The 17,415-nt window shown below is 38.5% G+C and carries 13 protein-coding genes and 2 riboswitches; of the genes, 7 read left to right on the top strand and 6 right to left on the bottom strand.

The window, feature by feature from the left end; genetic code table 11:
- Window positions 1–132: 132 nt before the first annotated feature.
- Window positions 133–1,749, bottom strand: a complete 1,617-nt coding sequence (locus AC2SLN_RS06605; RefSeq protein WP_486549286.1) for a phospholipase D family protein — start codon at window positions 1,747–1,749, stop codon at window positions 133–135.
- A 708-nt stretch (window positions 1,750–2,457) separates the two neighbouring features.
- On the opposite strand from AC2SLN_RS06605, the gene AC2SLN_RS06600 reads away from it, so the two are divergent.
- The 4 genes from AC2SLN_RS06600 (at window position 2,458) to AC2SLN_RS06585 (ending at window position 6,734) form a co-directional block, all read left to right on the top strand.
- On the top strand, window positions 2,458–3,777 hold the full coding sequence (locus tag AC2SLN_RS06600; RefSeq protein ID WP_486549287.1) for an O-succinylhomoserine sulfhydrylase: 1,320 nt from the start codon (window positions 2,458–2,460) through the stop codon (window positions 3,775–3,777).
- Between the two features lie 336 nt (window positions 3,778–4,113).
- Window positions 4,114–4,446 (top strand): YbaB/EbfC family nucleoid-associated protein, encoded by a 333-nt coding sequence (locus AC2SLN_RS06595; protein ID WP_486529816.1) that lies wholly within the window; start codon window positions 4,114–4,116, stop codon window positions 4,444–4,446.
- Window positions 4,447–4,626: 180 nt separating this feature from the next.
- Window positions 4,627–5,220 carry a recombination mediator RecR gene (gene recR / locus AC2SLN_RS06590; RefSeq protein ID WP_486549288.1) on the top strand — a complete coding sequence of 198 codons (594 nt, stop codon included), beginning with the start codon at window positions 4,627–4,629 and terminating at the stop codon, window positions 5,218–5,220.
- A gap of 170 nt (window positions 5,221–5,390) precedes the next feature.
- Window positions 5,391–6,734, top strand: a complete 1,344-nt coding sequence (locus AC2SLN_RS06585; RefSeq protein ID WP_486549289.1) for a ribonuclease D — start codon at window positions 5,391–5,393, stop codon at window positions 6,732–6,734.
- A 41-nt stretch (window positions 6,735–6,775) separates the two neighbouring features.
- On the opposite strand, the gene AC2SLN_RS06580 is transcribed toward AC2SLN_RS06585, so the two are convergent.
- The 5 genes from AC2SLN_RS06580 to gcvT all read right to left on the bottom strand — a co-directional run bounded on the left by AC2SLN_RS06580 (window position 6,776) and on the right by gcvT (window position 13,834).
- Window positions 6,776–7,480, bottom strand: coding sequence for an esterase/lipase family protein (locus AC2SLN_RS06580; RefSeq protein ID WP_486549290.1), 705 nt, complete (start codon window positions 7,478–7,480; stop codon window positions 6,776–6,778).
- Window positions 7,481–7,922: 442 nt separating this feature from the next.
- The gene (gene gcvP, locus AC2SLN_RS06575) at window positions 7,923–10,814 is read right to left on the bottom strand and encodes an aminomethyl-transferring glycine dehydrogenase (protein ID WP_486549291.1); all 2,892 of its coding nucleotides are present in this window, start codon (window positions 10,812–10,814) and stop codon (window positions 7,923–7,925) included.
- Between the two features lie 259 nt (window positions 10,815–11,073).
- Entirely contained in the window at window positions 11,074–11,853 is a 780-nt protein-coding gene (locus AC2SLN_RS06570; protein ID WP_486529821.1) for a nitroreductase family protein, read from the bottom strand.
- Window positions 11,854–11,978: 125 nt separating this feature from the next.
- Window positions 11,979–12,359 (bottom strand): glycine cleavage system protein GcvH, encoded by a 381-nt coding sequence (gcvH, locus tag AC2SLN_RS06565; protein ID WP_486529822.1) that lies wholly within the window; start codon window positions 12,357–12,359, stop codon window positions 11,979–11,981.
- A 326-nt stretch (window positions 12,360–12,685) separates the two neighbouring features.
- On the bottom strand, window positions 12,686–13,834 hold the full coding sequence (gene gcvT, locus AC2SLN_RS06560) for a glycine cleavage system aminomethyltransferase GcvT (protein WP_486549292.1): 1,149 nt from the start codon (window positions 13,832–13,834) through the stop codon (window positions 12,686–12,688).
- A 226-nt stretch (window positions 13,835–14,060) separates the two neighbouring features.
- Window positions 14,061–14,203, bottom strand: a riboswitch (glycine riboswitch).
- 48 nt (window positions 14,204–14,251) lie between these two features.
- Window positions 14,252–14,351, bottom strand: a riboswitch (glycine riboswitch).
- Between the two features lie 525 nt (window positions 14,352–14,876).
- On the opposite strand from gcvT, the gene AC2SLN_RS06555 reads away from it, so the two are divergent.
- The 3 genes from AC2SLN_RS06555 to AC2SLN_RS06545 all read left to right on the top strand — a co-directional run bounded on the left by AC2SLN_RS06555 (window position 14,877) and on the right by AC2SLN_RS06545 (window position 17,329).
- The gene (locus AC2SLN_RS06555) at window positions 14,877–15,197 is read left to right on the top strand and encodes a YcgL domain-containing protein (protein ID WP_486549293.1); all 321 of its coding nucleotides are present in this window, start codon (window positions 14,877–14,879) and stop codon (window positions 15,195–15,197) included.
- A 287-nt stretch (window positions 15,198–15,484) separates the two neighbouring features.
- Window positions 15,485–16,240 carry a hypothetical protein gene (locus tag AC2SLN_RS06550; protein WP_486549294.1) on the top strand — a complete coding sequence of 252 codons (756 nt, stop codon included), beginning with the start codon at window positions 15,485–15,487 and terminating at the stop codon, window positions 16,238–16,240.
- Between the two features lie 216 nt (window positions 16,241–16,456).
- Window positions 16,457–17,329 carry an AAA family ATPase gene (locus AC2SLN_RS06545; protein WP_486549295.1) on the top strand — a complete coding sequence of 291 codons (873 nt, stop codon included), beginning with the start codon at window positions 16,457–16,459 and terminating at the stop codon, window positions 17,327–17,329.
- Window positions 17,330–17,415: the final 86 nt, after the last annotated feature.

Raw genomic sequence — 17,415 nt, 5'->3', positions numbered from 1 at the left:
ATTAAAAATTAAAGTTAACTATCTAAAGAATATGATGCTAATTGATGGCTCCGCTATTGTTATGGCAGAGGTTCATAGCAATGATGCACTTAAATAATAGGACTATATATTTACGTCTATTATACTTTTATATTATAACAACCAATCTATTGGCAGTAGCGACATCAGTTTTATCCAAATAAGATCAGCCAAGCCCATGTTTGGCTCTTTATGCGACTCTATTATTTCATTATTTTCTAGGGTCTGCCATTGTAGATTATTATCATCAGTAAGAATAACCTTATAGGCTTGTGAAAACAGTTCATCGCTGACTGTTTGATGGAGTGTATTGGCAAGAAAACTGTCTTCAATGATTACCCCCATCTCAGTATTCATATCGGCAGACCTAGGGTCCACATTATATGAGCCGATAAAAACACTCCGATCGTCGACGGCAAACATTTTAGCATGTAAGCTCGTTGAAGATTGACTACGACCTCGCCAAAGTTTGTTGTCGACATCATTCGTTACTGTGGCTTTAATTTCATATAATTCAACACCAGACTTTAAAAGAGTTTTGCGCCACTCTGAGTAGCCTGCATGAACTGCTGAGACATCAGTTGCATGGTAAGAGTTTGTGAGTATCCTAATTTTAACCCCTTGTTTAGATAGCTTTGTTAATGTATCTACCCCGTCTTTCGTAGGTACAAAATAAGAAGAAACAATGGTTAAGTTTTTGTTTGGTTTACCCAATAAATTACGCAGCTTATGGACAAGAAAATCATTTGGATTGGCGTTTCTGGATATTTTTTCTGCAGTATCACTAACAAACGTTATTGGCGCCCAGCGAAAAGCTAATGTCTTATTTATTAAGTCCATATCGATTGTAGATTCATTTAGCGCATGTTTGTAAGTTTCAGCGATTGATAGTACTGTACTGGTGTTGTTTGGATCAAGTTTATCTAGATTAGAAAAAAAAGTGTCTTGTTGCACACTGTTTTCTGCTAATTCAAGGTCAGGGTTGACAAGTGTTTGCACATCGTAAGATACAGATGCATTCCAATATTCATCAAAACTATTACTGATACTTTTGACAACAGGGCCAACTAAAAGAACATCAATATCAGCGAATTGATTTGATTCATTGTTACTCAGATATTCATTGCCAATGTTTCTTCCACCCACAATACTGAGTTGGCGGTCAAAAGTAATGCTTTTATTGTGCATACGTCGATTTATTCGCTTCACACTGGTTAAGTAGTTCAAGGTCTTAAACTTCCGGTAGGCCATTGGGTTAACAAGACGCACAGCGATATTTGGATGGCTTGCAAATTGGAGTAAGTGCTGATCAAGCTGACTATTACTATTAAAATCATCTAATAAAAAACGTACAATTACCCCATTCTCAGCGGCTTTCCATAACTCTTTTAGCATAAGTTGGCCAGTTTCATCGTTATGCCAGATGTAATATTGAACATCAATGCTTTTTACTGCCATAGACGTTAATATATTTCTATAGACAAAAGCATCCGTGCCACTAATTATTGGGTGATATCCTGATAGTCCTGAATGGAGATTATTTAAATGATCAATAGACTGAGTTAATGCCAGTTGTTTCTCATCAATATCCTCTGGCTTTATTTCTGACCTGTATCGTTGCTGAATCCTTTCGTTGAGTTTTAAGCTTGCTTGGATATGTGGGTTTTTGGGTAAGGTATTGCACGCTGTCACACTTATGCAGAACAGTACTAACGCTATAGTTTTAGTCATGAATCTTGACGCATTCCTTATAGGGTGAATACTTAAAGCACGATATAGAGGGTAAAAAAACACAAGCACCACCATCAAATCTATCCTACTAATAAGAATGAAAGAAAAGTAATTTACAACTTTATAGTCACTTGCATTTATAGTCACTCGTAATCTTGTGATCATTCACAATTGTGTTTAGAGACGGGCACTATAAGCGAACTAAAACTGCATCTAAAAAGGATAGCAGGTTGAAAAATCTTCTCAGCAAAGCAACGCTACTTTGAATGAATGATTAACCCGATAAAATGAGGCATTATAGTACACTTATTTTTTATATTTTAAACCTTTGTTTGACCGAACTTTTGTTTAACAGTTAGGGTAACAGAATCAAAGATGACCTCTAAAGCTTGTGACTCCCTATAAACATGGTTTTTCTATTGAAGTAGGGACAGACTAATTCGGTAGTTTATCCATACTTATTCATTACTTAATCAACTTATATTGAATACATGTCAGTAAATTGTTATCTATAGTAGATAGGAATAGCGTTAATAATAAAAAGAAAATGGAAGTAAGATAAATTTTGTCTATACTTGAGCTAATAATCCTATCCACAAATAGTTGGATAAAAATTTAACCCCTAAATTTATTTTAATCATCTATTCAAAAAAACTCACATACTAATCACTCCCTTATCACCTATTAATTATTAATAACGAACTTACTATGAATGAGATACTGTCTAATCAAAACGCTCAACACTCTGTTGATCCAAGTGCGGCATCACATGTCACGAAGCCAGAGAACACTGGACTAGAACCAAATTGGGATAACGATGCTCTAGATTTATCTGAAGATTATGGCATGCAAACCATAGCGGTCAGAGCTGGACATTACCGTACAGAGGAGGGTGAACATAATGAAGCTATCTTTGCAACAAGCTCTTATGTCTATAAGTCTGCCGCTGATGCAGCAGCACATTTTAATGGGGATAAAAAGGGTAACGTATATTCTCGGCATACTAATCCAACGGTACGCACTTTTGAGCGCCGTTTAGCGGCTTTAGAGGGCGGCGAGCGGGCGGTTGCCACTGCTTCAGGAATGGGGGCAATCTTAACCATGTGTCTGGCATACTTAGAGGAGGGTGATCATTTACTGGCAGCAAAGCAGTTATTTGGTTCTTCAGTGGGATTGTTTAATAATTTTATTAGTAAATTTGGTGTTGAGGTCACTTACGTTGATTGCTTTGATAATACGGCTTGGCAAAATGCCATAAAACCCAATACTAAAGTTTTGTATTGCGAGACGCCAAGTAATCCATTAGGACAAATTGCTGATTTGCGGGGTATAAGTAACATTGCTAAGGCTCAGGGTGCCTTGTTTATTGTTGATAACTGTTTTGCCACTCCAGCTATTCAAAGGCCTTTAGATTTTGGTGCAGACGTGGTTATCCATTCTGCTACTAAGTATATTGATGGTCAAGGAAGGGTGCTTGGCGGTGCTTTAGTAGGGAGTGATGAGCTTATGCAACAGGCCTTTACTGTGGTGCGCAGTGGTGGTATCAGCATGAGTCCTTTTAATGCGTGGATATTTATTAAAGGCTTAGAAACACTGAGCTTACGCATGACAGTGCATTGTGAAAATGCCAATAAGATCGCACAATTTTTAGAGCAACATCACAACGTTGCGAAAGTTCATTTTTCAGGATTAGCCAGTCATCCAATGCATACATTGGCCGCAGCTCAGCATCATCGTGCTAATTGTTTTGGGGCTATTATGGGGTTTGAAGTTAAGTCTGATATGTTTGATAAGCAAGCAGCCGCTTGGCATGTTATTGATAGCACCAAGATGATATCGATCACTAATAATCTAGGCGATGCTAAAACTACGGTTACCCACCCTGCCACTACCACCCACTTTCGTTTGGGTTCTGAGGTAAGGCAGGCAGCTGGCGTGAGTGACGCTTTGATTCGATTGTCTGTTGGGCTTGAAGATGTGGATGATATTATTAGGGATTTGGCACGTGGACTTGACAGTCTAAGCTAAGCTGAAATCTAAATGGATTTTTTAGTTTAAAAAGAGCTTTTTGCGGTTTTAAACTTTATAATAGGTAATTGCGTTTATATTTAGATAATCTTATATTTAAATAATAAAGTTGCGACACTAGAATTTAGACACAGGCGCATTGAATCAGTATAATGGCTTGATTGTGGACAATTGCGCACATAAGGTATTAAGTTACGACTCATTAATAGTTGACTGAATATTTAACTGCTTTTTTCATCATTATTGTTTTTAATATATAATTTTTAATAGCTATCATTTACTTGATTCCATTAACAGGATTCTTATTTAAACGGATTCTTATTTTAAGAGGTCACTATGAATATTCAAGCACTCATGCAGCAAGCTCAAACAATGCAAAAGCAAGTGGAAGCCAATGTTGAAAAAGCTAAAAAAGAACTGGCTGAAAAAGAAGTTCAAGCGGAAGCAGGGAGTGGATTAGTTAAAGTTACTATGACCGGCCGTCACGTAGTTAAACGTTTGAGCATTGATCCTAGTTTATTGGAAGATGAACCAGATATAATTGAAGATCTTATTGCTGCGGCTATTAATGCTGCAGTGGCTAAAGTTGATGAACTATCTGAAGCCACTCTTTCGAAAGCAACTAGCGGTATGGGCTTACCACCTGGCATGCAGGGGCTATTTGGCTAATAAGACTTTTAGTTGGTCTTTATTTATGATGGATAAGTCAGCAGATCTTCAAGATGCTGTATAAAGAGATGGGGTTGTAATATGGGCATTACACCTCATTTTTTTTATACGACATACAGAGTTTTGATGGGTTAACCTTGTTTATTAGAATAATTTTATAAATTATTTAAAGGTGATTATTTGTTAACCGAAAAATTCGATAATTTGGTTAAACAGTTGCGTGTTCTGCCCGGTGTTGGTCAAAAGACGGCGCAGCGCATGGCTTTGCATTTGTTAAGCAAGAAACGAACACAAGGCATAGCACTCGCCCAAGCCTTGGAGGTGGCAATGCACGATATTATTGAGTGTGAACGGTGTCATTCGTTTAGTGATGATCCTGTCTGTCCTATATGCCTAGATGCTAGGCGTGATGACTCGATACTTTGTGTGGTAGAAACCGCAGCGGATGTGATGGCGATTGAGCAAACCTCTGGTTTTCGTGGGCGATATTTTGTATTGGGCGGACACTTATCGCCTTTAGATGGTATTAATGCTGATGATTTAAACATTGATCAATTGGTTAAGAGAGTTAAAGCCAAAAGAGTGGAAGAAATAATTTTGGCTACCAGTACGACAGTTGAAGGTCAAACCACAGCACATTTTATCTCTGAAGCAGTGCGGCGACATGTTGGTCAAGTTACTCGCATTGCTCAAGGTATACCAATGGGCGGTGAACTTGAATATTTAGACAGTATGACTCTGTCGCAAGCGTTGCAAAACCGTTCGTTTATCTGATAATTTCTAGATTAAATATCCTGAAATCGGCAGTTAATGAATCTATTAAAGGCTAGTAACACAAATCCCAGTAACAAAATTTTAGTAACAAAAATTCTAGCGACATAATGAATAGTAGCTTAAATTATATCAACTTACCTAATAGTCACTTTAAAAAGTAGAAGGCAGAGATGACTCAGCATGCCAGCGATAATACTCACAAAGATAACCTTAGCCATCCTAATAGTGTAACTAACACGGTTAACACTAACGAGGTTATAGACAATGACGCAGGCAACATTGCCACCATTTTGCAACCAGAAAAGCTTATCGATACGGCGAGTATACAGCAAACACTTCAAGCTGCTGCTGACTTACCTGTATATTGGGTAACCGACTTCGATGAGCTAGAAGCCTGTTTAGATGAGCTTGAGACCTGCGAACGTATTGCCCTTGATACCGAATTTATCAAGCGTGACACTTATTACCCTAAGCTTGCTTTAGTGCAAATTAATACAGGTAATCGTATATATTTATTGGATGCTCCAAAGCTTGATTTAACCCAGTTTTGGGTTGTATTAGAAGAGATGCCACTTATGATATGGCATGCTTGTGGTGAAGATTTGGGTATTTTTTATCTCTTATCCGAATGTCCAGCTTTGACCAATGTTTTTGATACGCAAATTGCGCTGTCCTATCTTACAGGTCAGTTGCAAATGGGATATCAACAAGCCTTATCGAATGAACTGGATATTGAAGTTGATAAAGGAGAAAGTCAGTCCGATTGGTTGGCTCGTCCACTAACGGATAAGCAAGAAAGCTACGCGATTGACGATGTTCGATATTTAATGAGTCTGTATGATATTGTGCAGCAGCAGCTTACTAAAAAGGGTCTTTATGATAAGGTTGTAGAGGATTGTCAGCTTTATGCTAGGGAGCTGTATGAAGCAGCTAATATTGAAGATGATGCTACCTATTTAGCAATGGCAGACTTTAGATATACCGGTGAACAGCTTGCTGTATTACAAGCAGTATCAAGCTGGCGTGAAGCATTGGCGAGATCGACAAATCAGCCCAAGACATTTATTTTAAAAAAACAAGCAGTACGTGACATTGTTGTTGAGTTGCCTTCCAACTTGAAGCAGTTGACTCATAAGACCACCATGCATCGAAGTACAGTTCGCCTCTATGGTGAAGAGCTTTTATCCATTATAAATCAGGCACGCTCATTGAGCATACAGGAGCAGCCAGCCCGTGTTTTTGCGCCGTATCGATCAAAAGATAAAACTATCTCAAAAGCGGTAAACAAAGCAGTAAAACAATATGAAGCCGAAACAGGTGTGCCGGCAAACGTGCTGATGCGCAAAAAGTGGCTGTCTCGGCTTTATGAGGTAGTGGCTTATGATTTGCCGATTGACCAATTACCTGAAGGTCTTAAAGGCTGGCGTTATAAATGGGTAATAAATACACTAATACCCATCATTGAAACCCATAAAGAAGCATTGCAGTCAGGTATGAATATCGATTTGCAATGAGCTGCTTTACATTCTGTTTATCCCTATAGGGTGTCATACATTTACCTTTTGAACTTACCATGTTTTAAGAAGTAGACCGTTTGATCCGCTACTTTTTGATTAATTAACATACCGGTATGTGATACTGGCATCACGATATGATCAGTTGCGTTAGGCAGTTGGGTTTCAAAAACATATACTGTACCATCATGGTCGCACTGAGATTTTGCAAGCTTAGCTTTACGTTTATGATAATCCAAAACAATTTGACCTAGCCCATACGGCGAATTACCCGCTATCACACCCAAGCAGATTCCTTCTTTAAGGGGTGCTGCCTGACCATCAAGCCCTTGATGATAGGCTTTTCCAACCAAAGGCGACATTAGTTTTTTTATATATTCAGCTGTCACACTACCGATATGCGGGGTTCCTAATGTCACACAGCGCGCGATTTTCCACTGTGGATAACGGGAAATAAAATCCCTAATAACCAGCCCACCCAGACTATGGCCAACTAAATAAATAGGTATGCTAGGATCATGATGTTTGGTCAGCCATATATTTAAACGATGACTATGCCGGTCTATACTATCAATGACACTATAATAATTATGTTCATGAGTTTTAAACCCTTTGTCCTGTAGTCTCTTAGCCAAAGGGCGCATAATCCATGCATGTTGGTGCAGCCCATGAATTAATATTACAAAAGGTTGAGGGGGAACAGTTATGGTATTTGAGTTATCTTTATCAGAGGTTTGAGTTACCACAATAATTTATTCCATAATGATGAGCATTAGAGTTGAATGGGTATAAAAAGTTAGCTATATTCAGAGCAATCCATAACGCTTGACTTCCAATGTATAACAGTTTGGGTATGAACCATAGAGGCAGGTAATGTCTGTTTTATTCATTAAACTATCCCTATATCGGGTTGTTTGTTAACCCTTCTAGACTACTTAAACTATAGCATAAAAATGATTTAACTGACTTAACTGTATAATACAAAACTGTATAATCCGAAAAAAATGGATAAGCTAAAAAACCTTCAAATCTAAGACTTGAAGGTTTTTGCCAATTTGAGCTACTGATTAGATCTATAACACTAAATTTATACCAAGTGCAAAATTAAACGAGCAAGGATAACGACTTTCAGCATTATAAATAGACACTGAACGTGTTATATACTGCAGATTATTTTTTGAAAAGGTATTACATATAGTTTTCAATACTTGGACAACTGCACATTAAGTTTTTATCGCCATAAACGTCATCTATACGACCGACCGAAGGCCAGAATTTGTGTTCACGGATATAGTCTAATGGGAATGCAGCAGTATCACGGCTATAAGGATGCGACCAATTTTCGCAGGTTATAACAAAAGCGGTATGCGGTGCATTAACTATCGGGTTATCTTCTAACGTCCAACCTTCCTCTCCTGATTTTACTTTCATGGCCTCCTGTTTAATCGACTTAAGTGCGGCAATAAAGCGATCAAGCTCATGTTTCGCTTCTGATTCTGTCGGCTCAATCATTAGTGTACCTGCAACAGGGAAGCTCATTGTTGGTGCATGGAAACCATAGTCCATTAGACGTTTAGCGATATCAGACTCACTAATCCCTGTTTCTTCCTTAAGTGGACGAATATCAATAATACATTCATGCGCAACGCGGCCATTTGAACCGGTATAAAGCACTGGGTAATCATCTTTAAGTTGATTAGCGATATAATTTGCGCTTAGTAACGCAAGTTTAGTGGCATCCAATAGTCCATTGCGTCCCATCATCGTAATGTACATCCATGATATGGGCAAAATACTTGCTGAACCATAGGGTGCAGCCGATACGGCATTCATATCTTTAGAGGCATTATGTACAGGGCTAACCACGTGATTCGCTTTAAAAGGTGCAAGGTGAGACTTCATACCAATAGGGCCCATACCCGGACCGCCGCCACCATGAGGAATACAAAATGTTTTGTGCAGATTCATATGTAATACATCTGCGCCAACCTCAGCGGGTTGCATGATACCGACTTGAGCATTCATGTTTGCGCCGTCCATATATACCTGACCACCATGCTTGTGGATTAGATCACATATATCTCGGATGCCTGCTTCAAACACGCCATGTGTAGATGGGTAGGTAATCATTAATGCGCCCAAGTTTTCACTGTGCAATTCACACTTCTTGGTTAAATCATCAATATTGACGTTGCCGTTTTCGTCGGTATCAACAACCACAACCTTCATGCCCATCATTTGAGCAGTGGCTGGATTGGTGCCGTGTGCTGATTTTGGAATCAAGCAAATGTCACGATTTGGTTGACCTAAAGACTCATGATAGCGTCGAATGGCCAGTAAACCTGCGTACTCACCTGATGCACCTGAATTTGGCTGCATAGAGATATCATCAAATCCAGTAATGGCTTTGAGCTGATCTTGAAGACTATCAATCATTTGAATATAGCCAGAAACTTGTTCACGTGGTGCAAAAGGATGCACATTAGCAAATTCGTTCCAAGTAATGGGTAGCATTTCGCTGGTAGCATTTAACTTCATCGTACAGCTTCCAAGCGAAATCATACTGCGATTCATTGCTAAATCTTTATCTTCAAGACGCTTTAAATAGCGCAACATTTCGTGTTCTGTATGATAAGAGTTGAATACTGGATGCGTTAAAATTTCATCAGTGCGTAATAACTCAATATTTAATGATATTTTTGCATCATTTGGCAGTGAATGCGCTTTATTAGCAAATAGTTGAGTCAGTACTTCAAAATCAGTATTATCGCTGGTTTCTGAAAATGATACGGATAGCTTTGTTTTGCCCACTCGCCATAGGTTATAGCCTACGTTTTCCGCATTTTCAAAGATTTGTGTTGCCAGTTTTTCTGAACCACATTCCACCAATACAGTGTCAAAGAAGTTGTCGTGTATGACACTTAAATCACCGTCAAGCTGTCTAATGACATCGCTAAAGGCAGTTGCCATAGCGTGGATACGTGTGGCAATGCGTTTTAGACCTTTAGGACCATGATATACAGCATACATACCAGCAAGGTTGGCGAGTAATACCTGTGAGGTACAAATGTTAGAATTGGCTTTTTCACGGCGGATATGCTGTTCACGAGTTTGCAGTGCCATACGCAGGGCGGTATTACCTTGAGCATCTTTTGACACACCGATAATTCGACCAGGTGCCGCACGTTTTGCTTTGTCTGTGAAGGCAAAGTAAGCGGCATGCGGTCCACCAAAGCCCATTGGAATACCAAAACGCTGGGTACTTCCTAACGCCACATCTGCGCCCATATCGGCTGGCGACTTTAATAAGACCAAGCTCATAATGTCACTGACTACCAAAGCGTAGGTCTTGTTTTCTTTAACCGCCGCAATCACATCCGTTAAGTCTACAACATCGCCATCTTTACCGACATACTGGAATAGGGCACCGAAGAAATCGCCTGATTTAGCCGTTTCAAAATCTCCAACCACAACCTCCCAGCCAAAGTACTTCGCCCGAGTATGAATAACGTCTAAAGTTTGCGGATATACACGGTCATCGACGAAAAATTGATTTGATTTACTTTTGCTGACCCGTTTGGCCATGGCCATGCCTTCAGCTGCTGCTGTGGCTTCATCTAGCAATGATGCACCAGCCAGCTCTAAGCCAGTTAAATCAATACACACTTGTTGAAAGTTTAATAATGCTTCAAGACGGCCTTGAGCGATCTCAGCTTGATAAGGCGTATAAGCGGTGTACCAACCTGGATTTTCTAAAACATTACGCTGAATAACTGCTGGCATGCGTACTGGCGAATAGCCTTGACCAATGTAGCTTTTGTTAACGATGATGTCATCGGCCATAGCACGTAATTTTGCGATGGCATTGTGCTCACTGATGGCAAGCGGCAATTCAAGCTCACGATTCATGAGTACGGGTGCTGGCACAGTATCAGCAATAAAGCTTTCCATGTCCTCATAACCAATGGATTTTAGCATCTCAAGTTGCTCAGCTTCAGCAACACCTAAGTGTCTTGAGACAAACTGAGATTCATTGAATAAACCATCAAAAGTATTGTTTTGAGAGTTATCTATAGTCATGGTAATCCTTAGTGTTTAGTCCGCCTTCAGGCAGTTATTAATGGGTGTAGATAGTGGAAATGTTATAAGTAACGAATTGATTATATTGAACTCAATAAATTCTATCCCTAATTCATTAAAAGTTTCCAATTCGTTAAAAGTTTAATGCTGTATCAGCTCATGGACGTACTATTTACTATTTACTATTTACTATTTACAATTGGCTATTGGTATAACTGGCTGTTTGTCTTGAAGTGAACATGGTATACACTATTTAACTTTAGACATGTTTTACAAACTTGGTATAGTCAAACCTAAACTGAGTGTTATAAATACCCCTTTCATCACGCTCGCCCGCCCCAATCATCATAACGACATGATGATGTTCACTTAGATTTAATAGTTTTTTGAGAGCAGGCTCATCAAAACCGCCCATTGGACAGCTGTCAAAACCATATGCTCTCAAAGCCAACATTAAATTCTCTGCAGCAAGGGCTGTATTATTGGTTGCCCAATTTTTGATATCTTCTTTGGTATAATAGGGTGATTTGATCGGTCCTTTAATATGCCTAAATACTTGGGTAATACCCCACTTCGCAGCAGATGCGCTATTTATAGGACCACGAATAAAATCAAAGGGGACAATTTTACTATAGTAGTTTATAACTTTTTTTGGCACCGGCGTTTCCGGAAACTCTTCAATGTTTTGTTTGGCATGGGCACGCCATGTATCCGTACGTGCGACAATAGCGATTAATCGGTTAGCCGTTGTCGCGGCATTTTGGTTCATGCAAATTTTATTAGCTTTTTGACGTTTGCTATCGGAGTCAATAACATAAAACTCCCAAGGCTGTAAGTTACTAGAATTAGGTGCCAGCATGGCCAGACGTAAACAGTCTTGCAAGACTTCATCGGGGATAGGGGTATCGGTAAACTTTCTGACCGAACGACGTGACTCAACAATCTGTTTAAAGCTATCGAGGGTTTCTAACGTGTTAAAGGTTTTTCCATCTATATTGTTAGCTTTATTGGACGTACTGTATTTTTGGTTCATAGACATAACAGGGTTATCCTGATTGATGAAGCAAAATGAAATATAAATAGGCTAAAAGGTCAGCGTTGCTCCAATGAATAAAACAACGCTTAGAGAAAAGGATATTAGTAACCTTAAAATTTGCAGGTTAGTTACAGCTCACTTTCATACTCTTCAGCTGACATTAAATCATTGTAGTCATCAGCATTATCAGGCTTAATACGGAAAAACCAACCATCGCCATAAGGATCTGAGTTGATCGTCTCAGGGGTTTCTTCTAACGCTTCATTAATGGCGACGATTTCGCCAGTTAAAGGCGCGTAAACATCTGAAGCCGCTTTTACTGATTCAACAACTGATATCTCATCATCGACTGCCACAGTATCACCAACATCTGGTAGCTCAACATATACAATATCGCCTAATAAGTCTTGGGCATGGTCTGTAATACCAACCGTTACCGTACCATCTTCTTCAAGACGCAACCATTCATGGCTGGCCACATATTTTAGCTCGCTAGGTACATTACTCATATTATTCTCCATAAGGTAAGAGTAGGGTTAAAAAGACAATGGTTATAATGACTATACACAATTAAAATGACAAGCCAATAAATGATTAATGTGTCATTTGCTTAATTAAGTGACAAACAGTCAACTTAAAACGCTTAACTAAGGTAGTGCTTTATATTAGGGCGTGTCCTAAATTCGTACAATTGCATTTAAATGGGCTAAAAATAGCTAAATCTTGTCATACCACGTCAAATAACGGGGAAATATCTCGATATTTACCTATTATTTTCCTTGTCTGACTGCGATTTATCTTATTTTTATCTCCATTTTCAAAATGAGGACACGGCCTAGTCAAACTGTTTTTCGCCGTTGCGAACGAATGGCAGCTTGATGACACGTAAATCAACAAACTTACCTTTACCACGTAAGTCTACTTGTACGTCATCTTCATCACTGACATCAGCTGGTATACGTGCAATGGCAATCGAATACTTTAAAGTAGGTGAGAAGGTGCCACTGGTAATAATGCCGGTTTGTTCATTATCCGTGCCTTGGTTAATTGACACGGTCATACCTTCACGTAATACACCACGGGATTCAAGAAGTAATCCAACTTGCTGCATTGCCGTACCCGCTGCTTTAGTTTGCTGACGCTTTTGAATCAATGCGTCACGACCGACAAAGTCACGTTCGTCTTTTAAAGCAAGGGTCCATCCCATATTGCACTCGTATGGGCTGATGTCTTCATTCATGTCATGACCATAAAGGTTCATGCCAGCTTCCATGCGTAGCGTGTCACGCGCCCCAAGCCCCGCTGGTTTAATGCCATATTCTTTTAATAAACTAAAAAATTCAGCAGCATCTTGACCGTTTAAGATAACCTCAACACCATCTTCACCTGTGTAGCCGGTACGAGCAACAAACCAGTCGTTACCTTCAATATCAGTCAAATCAGCGCCAACAAATGGCTTTAGCTCATTAAGTGTCTCTGCCCAACTAGGCTTAGCGTCTTTAAGTTTAGCAATAGCGTTTGGCCCTTGAATAGCTAACATTCCAAGCTCAGGACGTTCTGTTAATTCCACGTCAAAATTTTTGGCTACTTGTTCAAAGTGCGCTAAGTCTTTATCACGAGTCGCAGCGTTAGAGACGATACGGTATTCAGTTTCCGCCTCATTCATGCGATAAACAATAAGATCATCAAGAATTCCGCCATGTTCATTTAACATTCCTGAATATAAGGCTTTGCCGACGGCTTTTAATTTTGCCACATCATTGGCAAGAAGCTTCTGTAGCCATGCCTTAGCTTCTAAACCTTTAACATCGGTAATAACCATATGCGACACATCGAACATGCCCGCATCAGTACGTACTGCCTCATGCTCATCCAGTTGCGACCCGTAATGAATGGGTAACTCCCAGCCAGAGAAATCAACAATTTTGCCGTTAGAGTCAACGTGAGACTGATAAAAAGGGGTTCGTTTTAAAGAAGCGGTCATGGCAAATCCTTATGTAAGTAATATTTTCAGTAATCTTGATATAAAAGTATGCTTGATAACATCAAAAATCTTAAAAAGTTATTTAGATAGTTGTTTAAATAGTTGTTTAAAATAGTATTAAATGAAGCCATAAAAAAGGGCAAACAAGTCTACAGATAGCATAGACAAGTTTGCAAAGCAATTTAATAAGCCATGCCACTCATTTCTATGAAATCTTATAATCTTGTTTGCCCCATCTGTCCTGTGACCTGAGATTTTCGACGTTATCAAAAATTCTACTAACTTAATAAGCTATGTAGTGACAACTTCTTTTCCCCTTCGGTGGGTATTTGAATCAATCATCAAATACCACTCTCCAGATTTATCATTGCAATATCATTATGATATTAGCGATCATCAATCAATAGATCGATGAAAATGAGATTTTCAGTCCGGTTACCTGAGCGATTGGCAGGGTGCTTACGCCTTCGGTGGCAGATCAACTCATTAAATGACTGCGCTCTCCTGAAAAACAGGTCTATTATGAAAGGTGTGCATAGATTTTACAAGCCTCAATTCAGATAGCTTAATTTTTGCTACTGAGTAACGAGTAATAAAGAACCAGCCATAACGAGTAGATAATAAGTAATCAACAAGATTATATCCCTTGATAGTAAAGGCTAATTTTCAAATTAACAGCTGATAGATTAAAGAAGCTAAATAACATAGATTATAAATATAGACTATAAATAGTGTGTCATTTATTTAAGTTTTTCAATCAATTTCAATTAAATAGGTTGCATGTGACTAGACACCCTTATCGCTTTTTAACAATCCTAGTTCTTTACCTTTCAATTTAATCGCCCTTATTCAAGTCTTTACTTTTACGATATTTATAAACAAAACCTTACTTTATAGAGACAGAAAAATGTCTTTATAAAGTTACCAATATCGTTTTATCGATAAATTGACCTTTGTGAACCTAACGTTGCATTGAATTTATGCTGATATCAGTTAATATAGAGGCACAAAACCATTGATTAAATTTTAAGGTAATTACTATATGCATTGTGATGTTTATAAGTTTGCGAAACATAGCGAGATGTACGTTTATATAGCCCGCCCAGATTTCCCTGATGACACTGACGAGATTAAAGATTGGCTGGGAGTATTACCAAAAGAGCTACGTCAAACTTTAGGCGAAGGTAAGTTTTTGATGCATTTAGATTTATCTGAGACTAAAAAACTGGCTCGGGTTAATAAAGATGAAGTGGTTGATAAGCTTGAGTCTCAAGGGTATTTTGTTCAAAGACCACCAAGTGATGTATTCGCAGCTCAGGCACAAATGCGCATGAAAGAAGAGCAAGATAAGAAATATGATTAAATACAATTTTGCTAAATATCATTTTAATACTGACAAAAAATTTAGGTTGGTTGTTTACTGGGCTTACACAGTTTAAATATAATTTTTTTTATAAACTTGTTAAGTTGATTAAACGACATTTGACCAGTGAGTTGAATAACTCCTGAAATAATTAAGACGTGATAGAATAGTCGCTAACTTTATTGAAATATTTTATCTCCGTAAAGTGGTTTTATATAGTAGCATAGACTCTAAACGAGTAGCAGTGAATGCTTAAATTACACAGATTGTTTTGGATTTATCATTGAATGGATTGGTTAGCCGATATAATTTCTAAATTGCCACTAGATAGCATTAGCGAAACCATAAGCGAAATTACCTTATGGTGGAGTGATTTAGTTGCAGATGTGCCGCCTGATATGCTGCCAATATACGCGTATGTGGGTTTCTCTTGTATCGTGCTAATTTTGTGGTTATTTATAGTGCGCATATTGCCAAAACCTATTGGGGGCATGAGCTGGCTTGCTGTATTTTCTATATTATTGACGCCTGGCGTTACCTCGGCGGAAACAGGTGATATAGCCCCAGCAAGTATCGGCGTTATTTACGGTATCTTAATGAAAGATCCCGGACTGGCATTGCGTAATTTATTGCCGATATTAGTGGTTTTTACCTTAGGATTAGTGCTGGGGTTTATTTGGCAATTAATTAGAAATGCCATAACCTCTAGTATTGAAAAATCAGTTGAAAGCGCGCACTTAGCCGAAAAAGAGTCAACTGCTAATATGTCTAGCGAAGTAGCTGTTGAATCAATCGATCCGCAGGAAGTTACAGATAAAATGTCATCAGATACGGTCAATCATGACCATTCTGTGAGTTTGCCAAAGACCCCTACGAAGCACGATGGATTAACAAAAAAACCTGTAAATTCGCTAAAAAAAACGGTTAATAGCCACGTTGTACCCGTGCAAGAGCCTATTGAAGTAGACGATCCTTTTGTTAAAAATGCGTCGAGCAATTATGCAAAAATAGTTGATAGGGAAGATGTCAAAAAAAGTGATTAGCACTCTTCTCCTTATTGTCAACTAAAACCATATTGTCATCTAAAACCATCTTATTTGCATTTTTTCACAAGGGTTAAAGTGTTTAACCCTTTTTTGATATATTCAATAAGCTTTTTCCCTATGAAACACAGATAGACATAATCTGATAATAAATAGCTAAACATCTTCTAATGACCCAATAACAATTAATTTAATGATATCTAAAAGAGTTTAAAAATGACTGACTTAAATACTTCTCGAAATTCTTCAAATCAATTTACGAGTACGCAAAGCTATATTGCGACTGAGGACCTTCAGCTGGCGGTTAACGCGGCAATTACTTTACAAAAGCCTCTGCTGATTAAAGGAGAGCCTGGTACTGGTAAGACTTTACTAGCAGAAGAGGTGGCGCAAAGTTTGGGCATGCCGCTCATCACTTGGCACATTAAATCAACGACTAAAGCCGAGCAGGGTTTATATGAATATGATGCGGTGTCACGCCTACGCGATTCTCAGTTAGGTGATGACAAAGTATATGATATTAATAATTACATTAAGCCGGGTAAACTTTGGGAAGCTTTTACCTCTGATCAGCGAAGTGTGCTGTTGATTGATGAAGTAGATAAAGCAGATATTGAGTTTCCGAATGACTTATTACATGAACTCGACAAAATGTCATTTTATGTCTATGAGACGGGAGAGACTATTACAGCAGACAAACGCCCAGTGGTCATTATCACTTCAAATAATGAAAAAGAGCTGCCAGATGCTTTTTTGCGTCGCTGTTTCTTCCACTATATTGATTTCCCTGATGAGAGTACTATGCGCCAGATAGTCGATGTGCATTTTCCGAATATTCAAGAGAAACTAGTCAATGATGCTCTAAATATATTTTATAAATTACGCAATATTCAAGGTTTAAAAAAACCACCCTCAACGTCTGAGTTAGTGGACTGGTTAACCCTTTTACTTGCGGATGATATGGCACAACAAGAGCTTGAGGAAAACCTTCGTGGCGAGAAGTCAATACCGCCACTTTATGGTGCTTTACTTAAGAACGAAGCGGACATTACGCTGTTACAGCGTTTTGCAAATATGATGAGCCGTTAAATAGCAAATAAATATTGTATTTATATACTGTGAGTAGTTATTTAGAAAGTTATTAAGAAAACATTTTTATTAACCATTGGTAAATG

The sequence above is a fragment of the Psychrobacter sp. CX90 genome (genome assembly GCF_057396305.2).
Note: the sequence above shows the minus strand (reverse complement) of the source record. Positions and strands in the feature narration are given on the sequence as shown.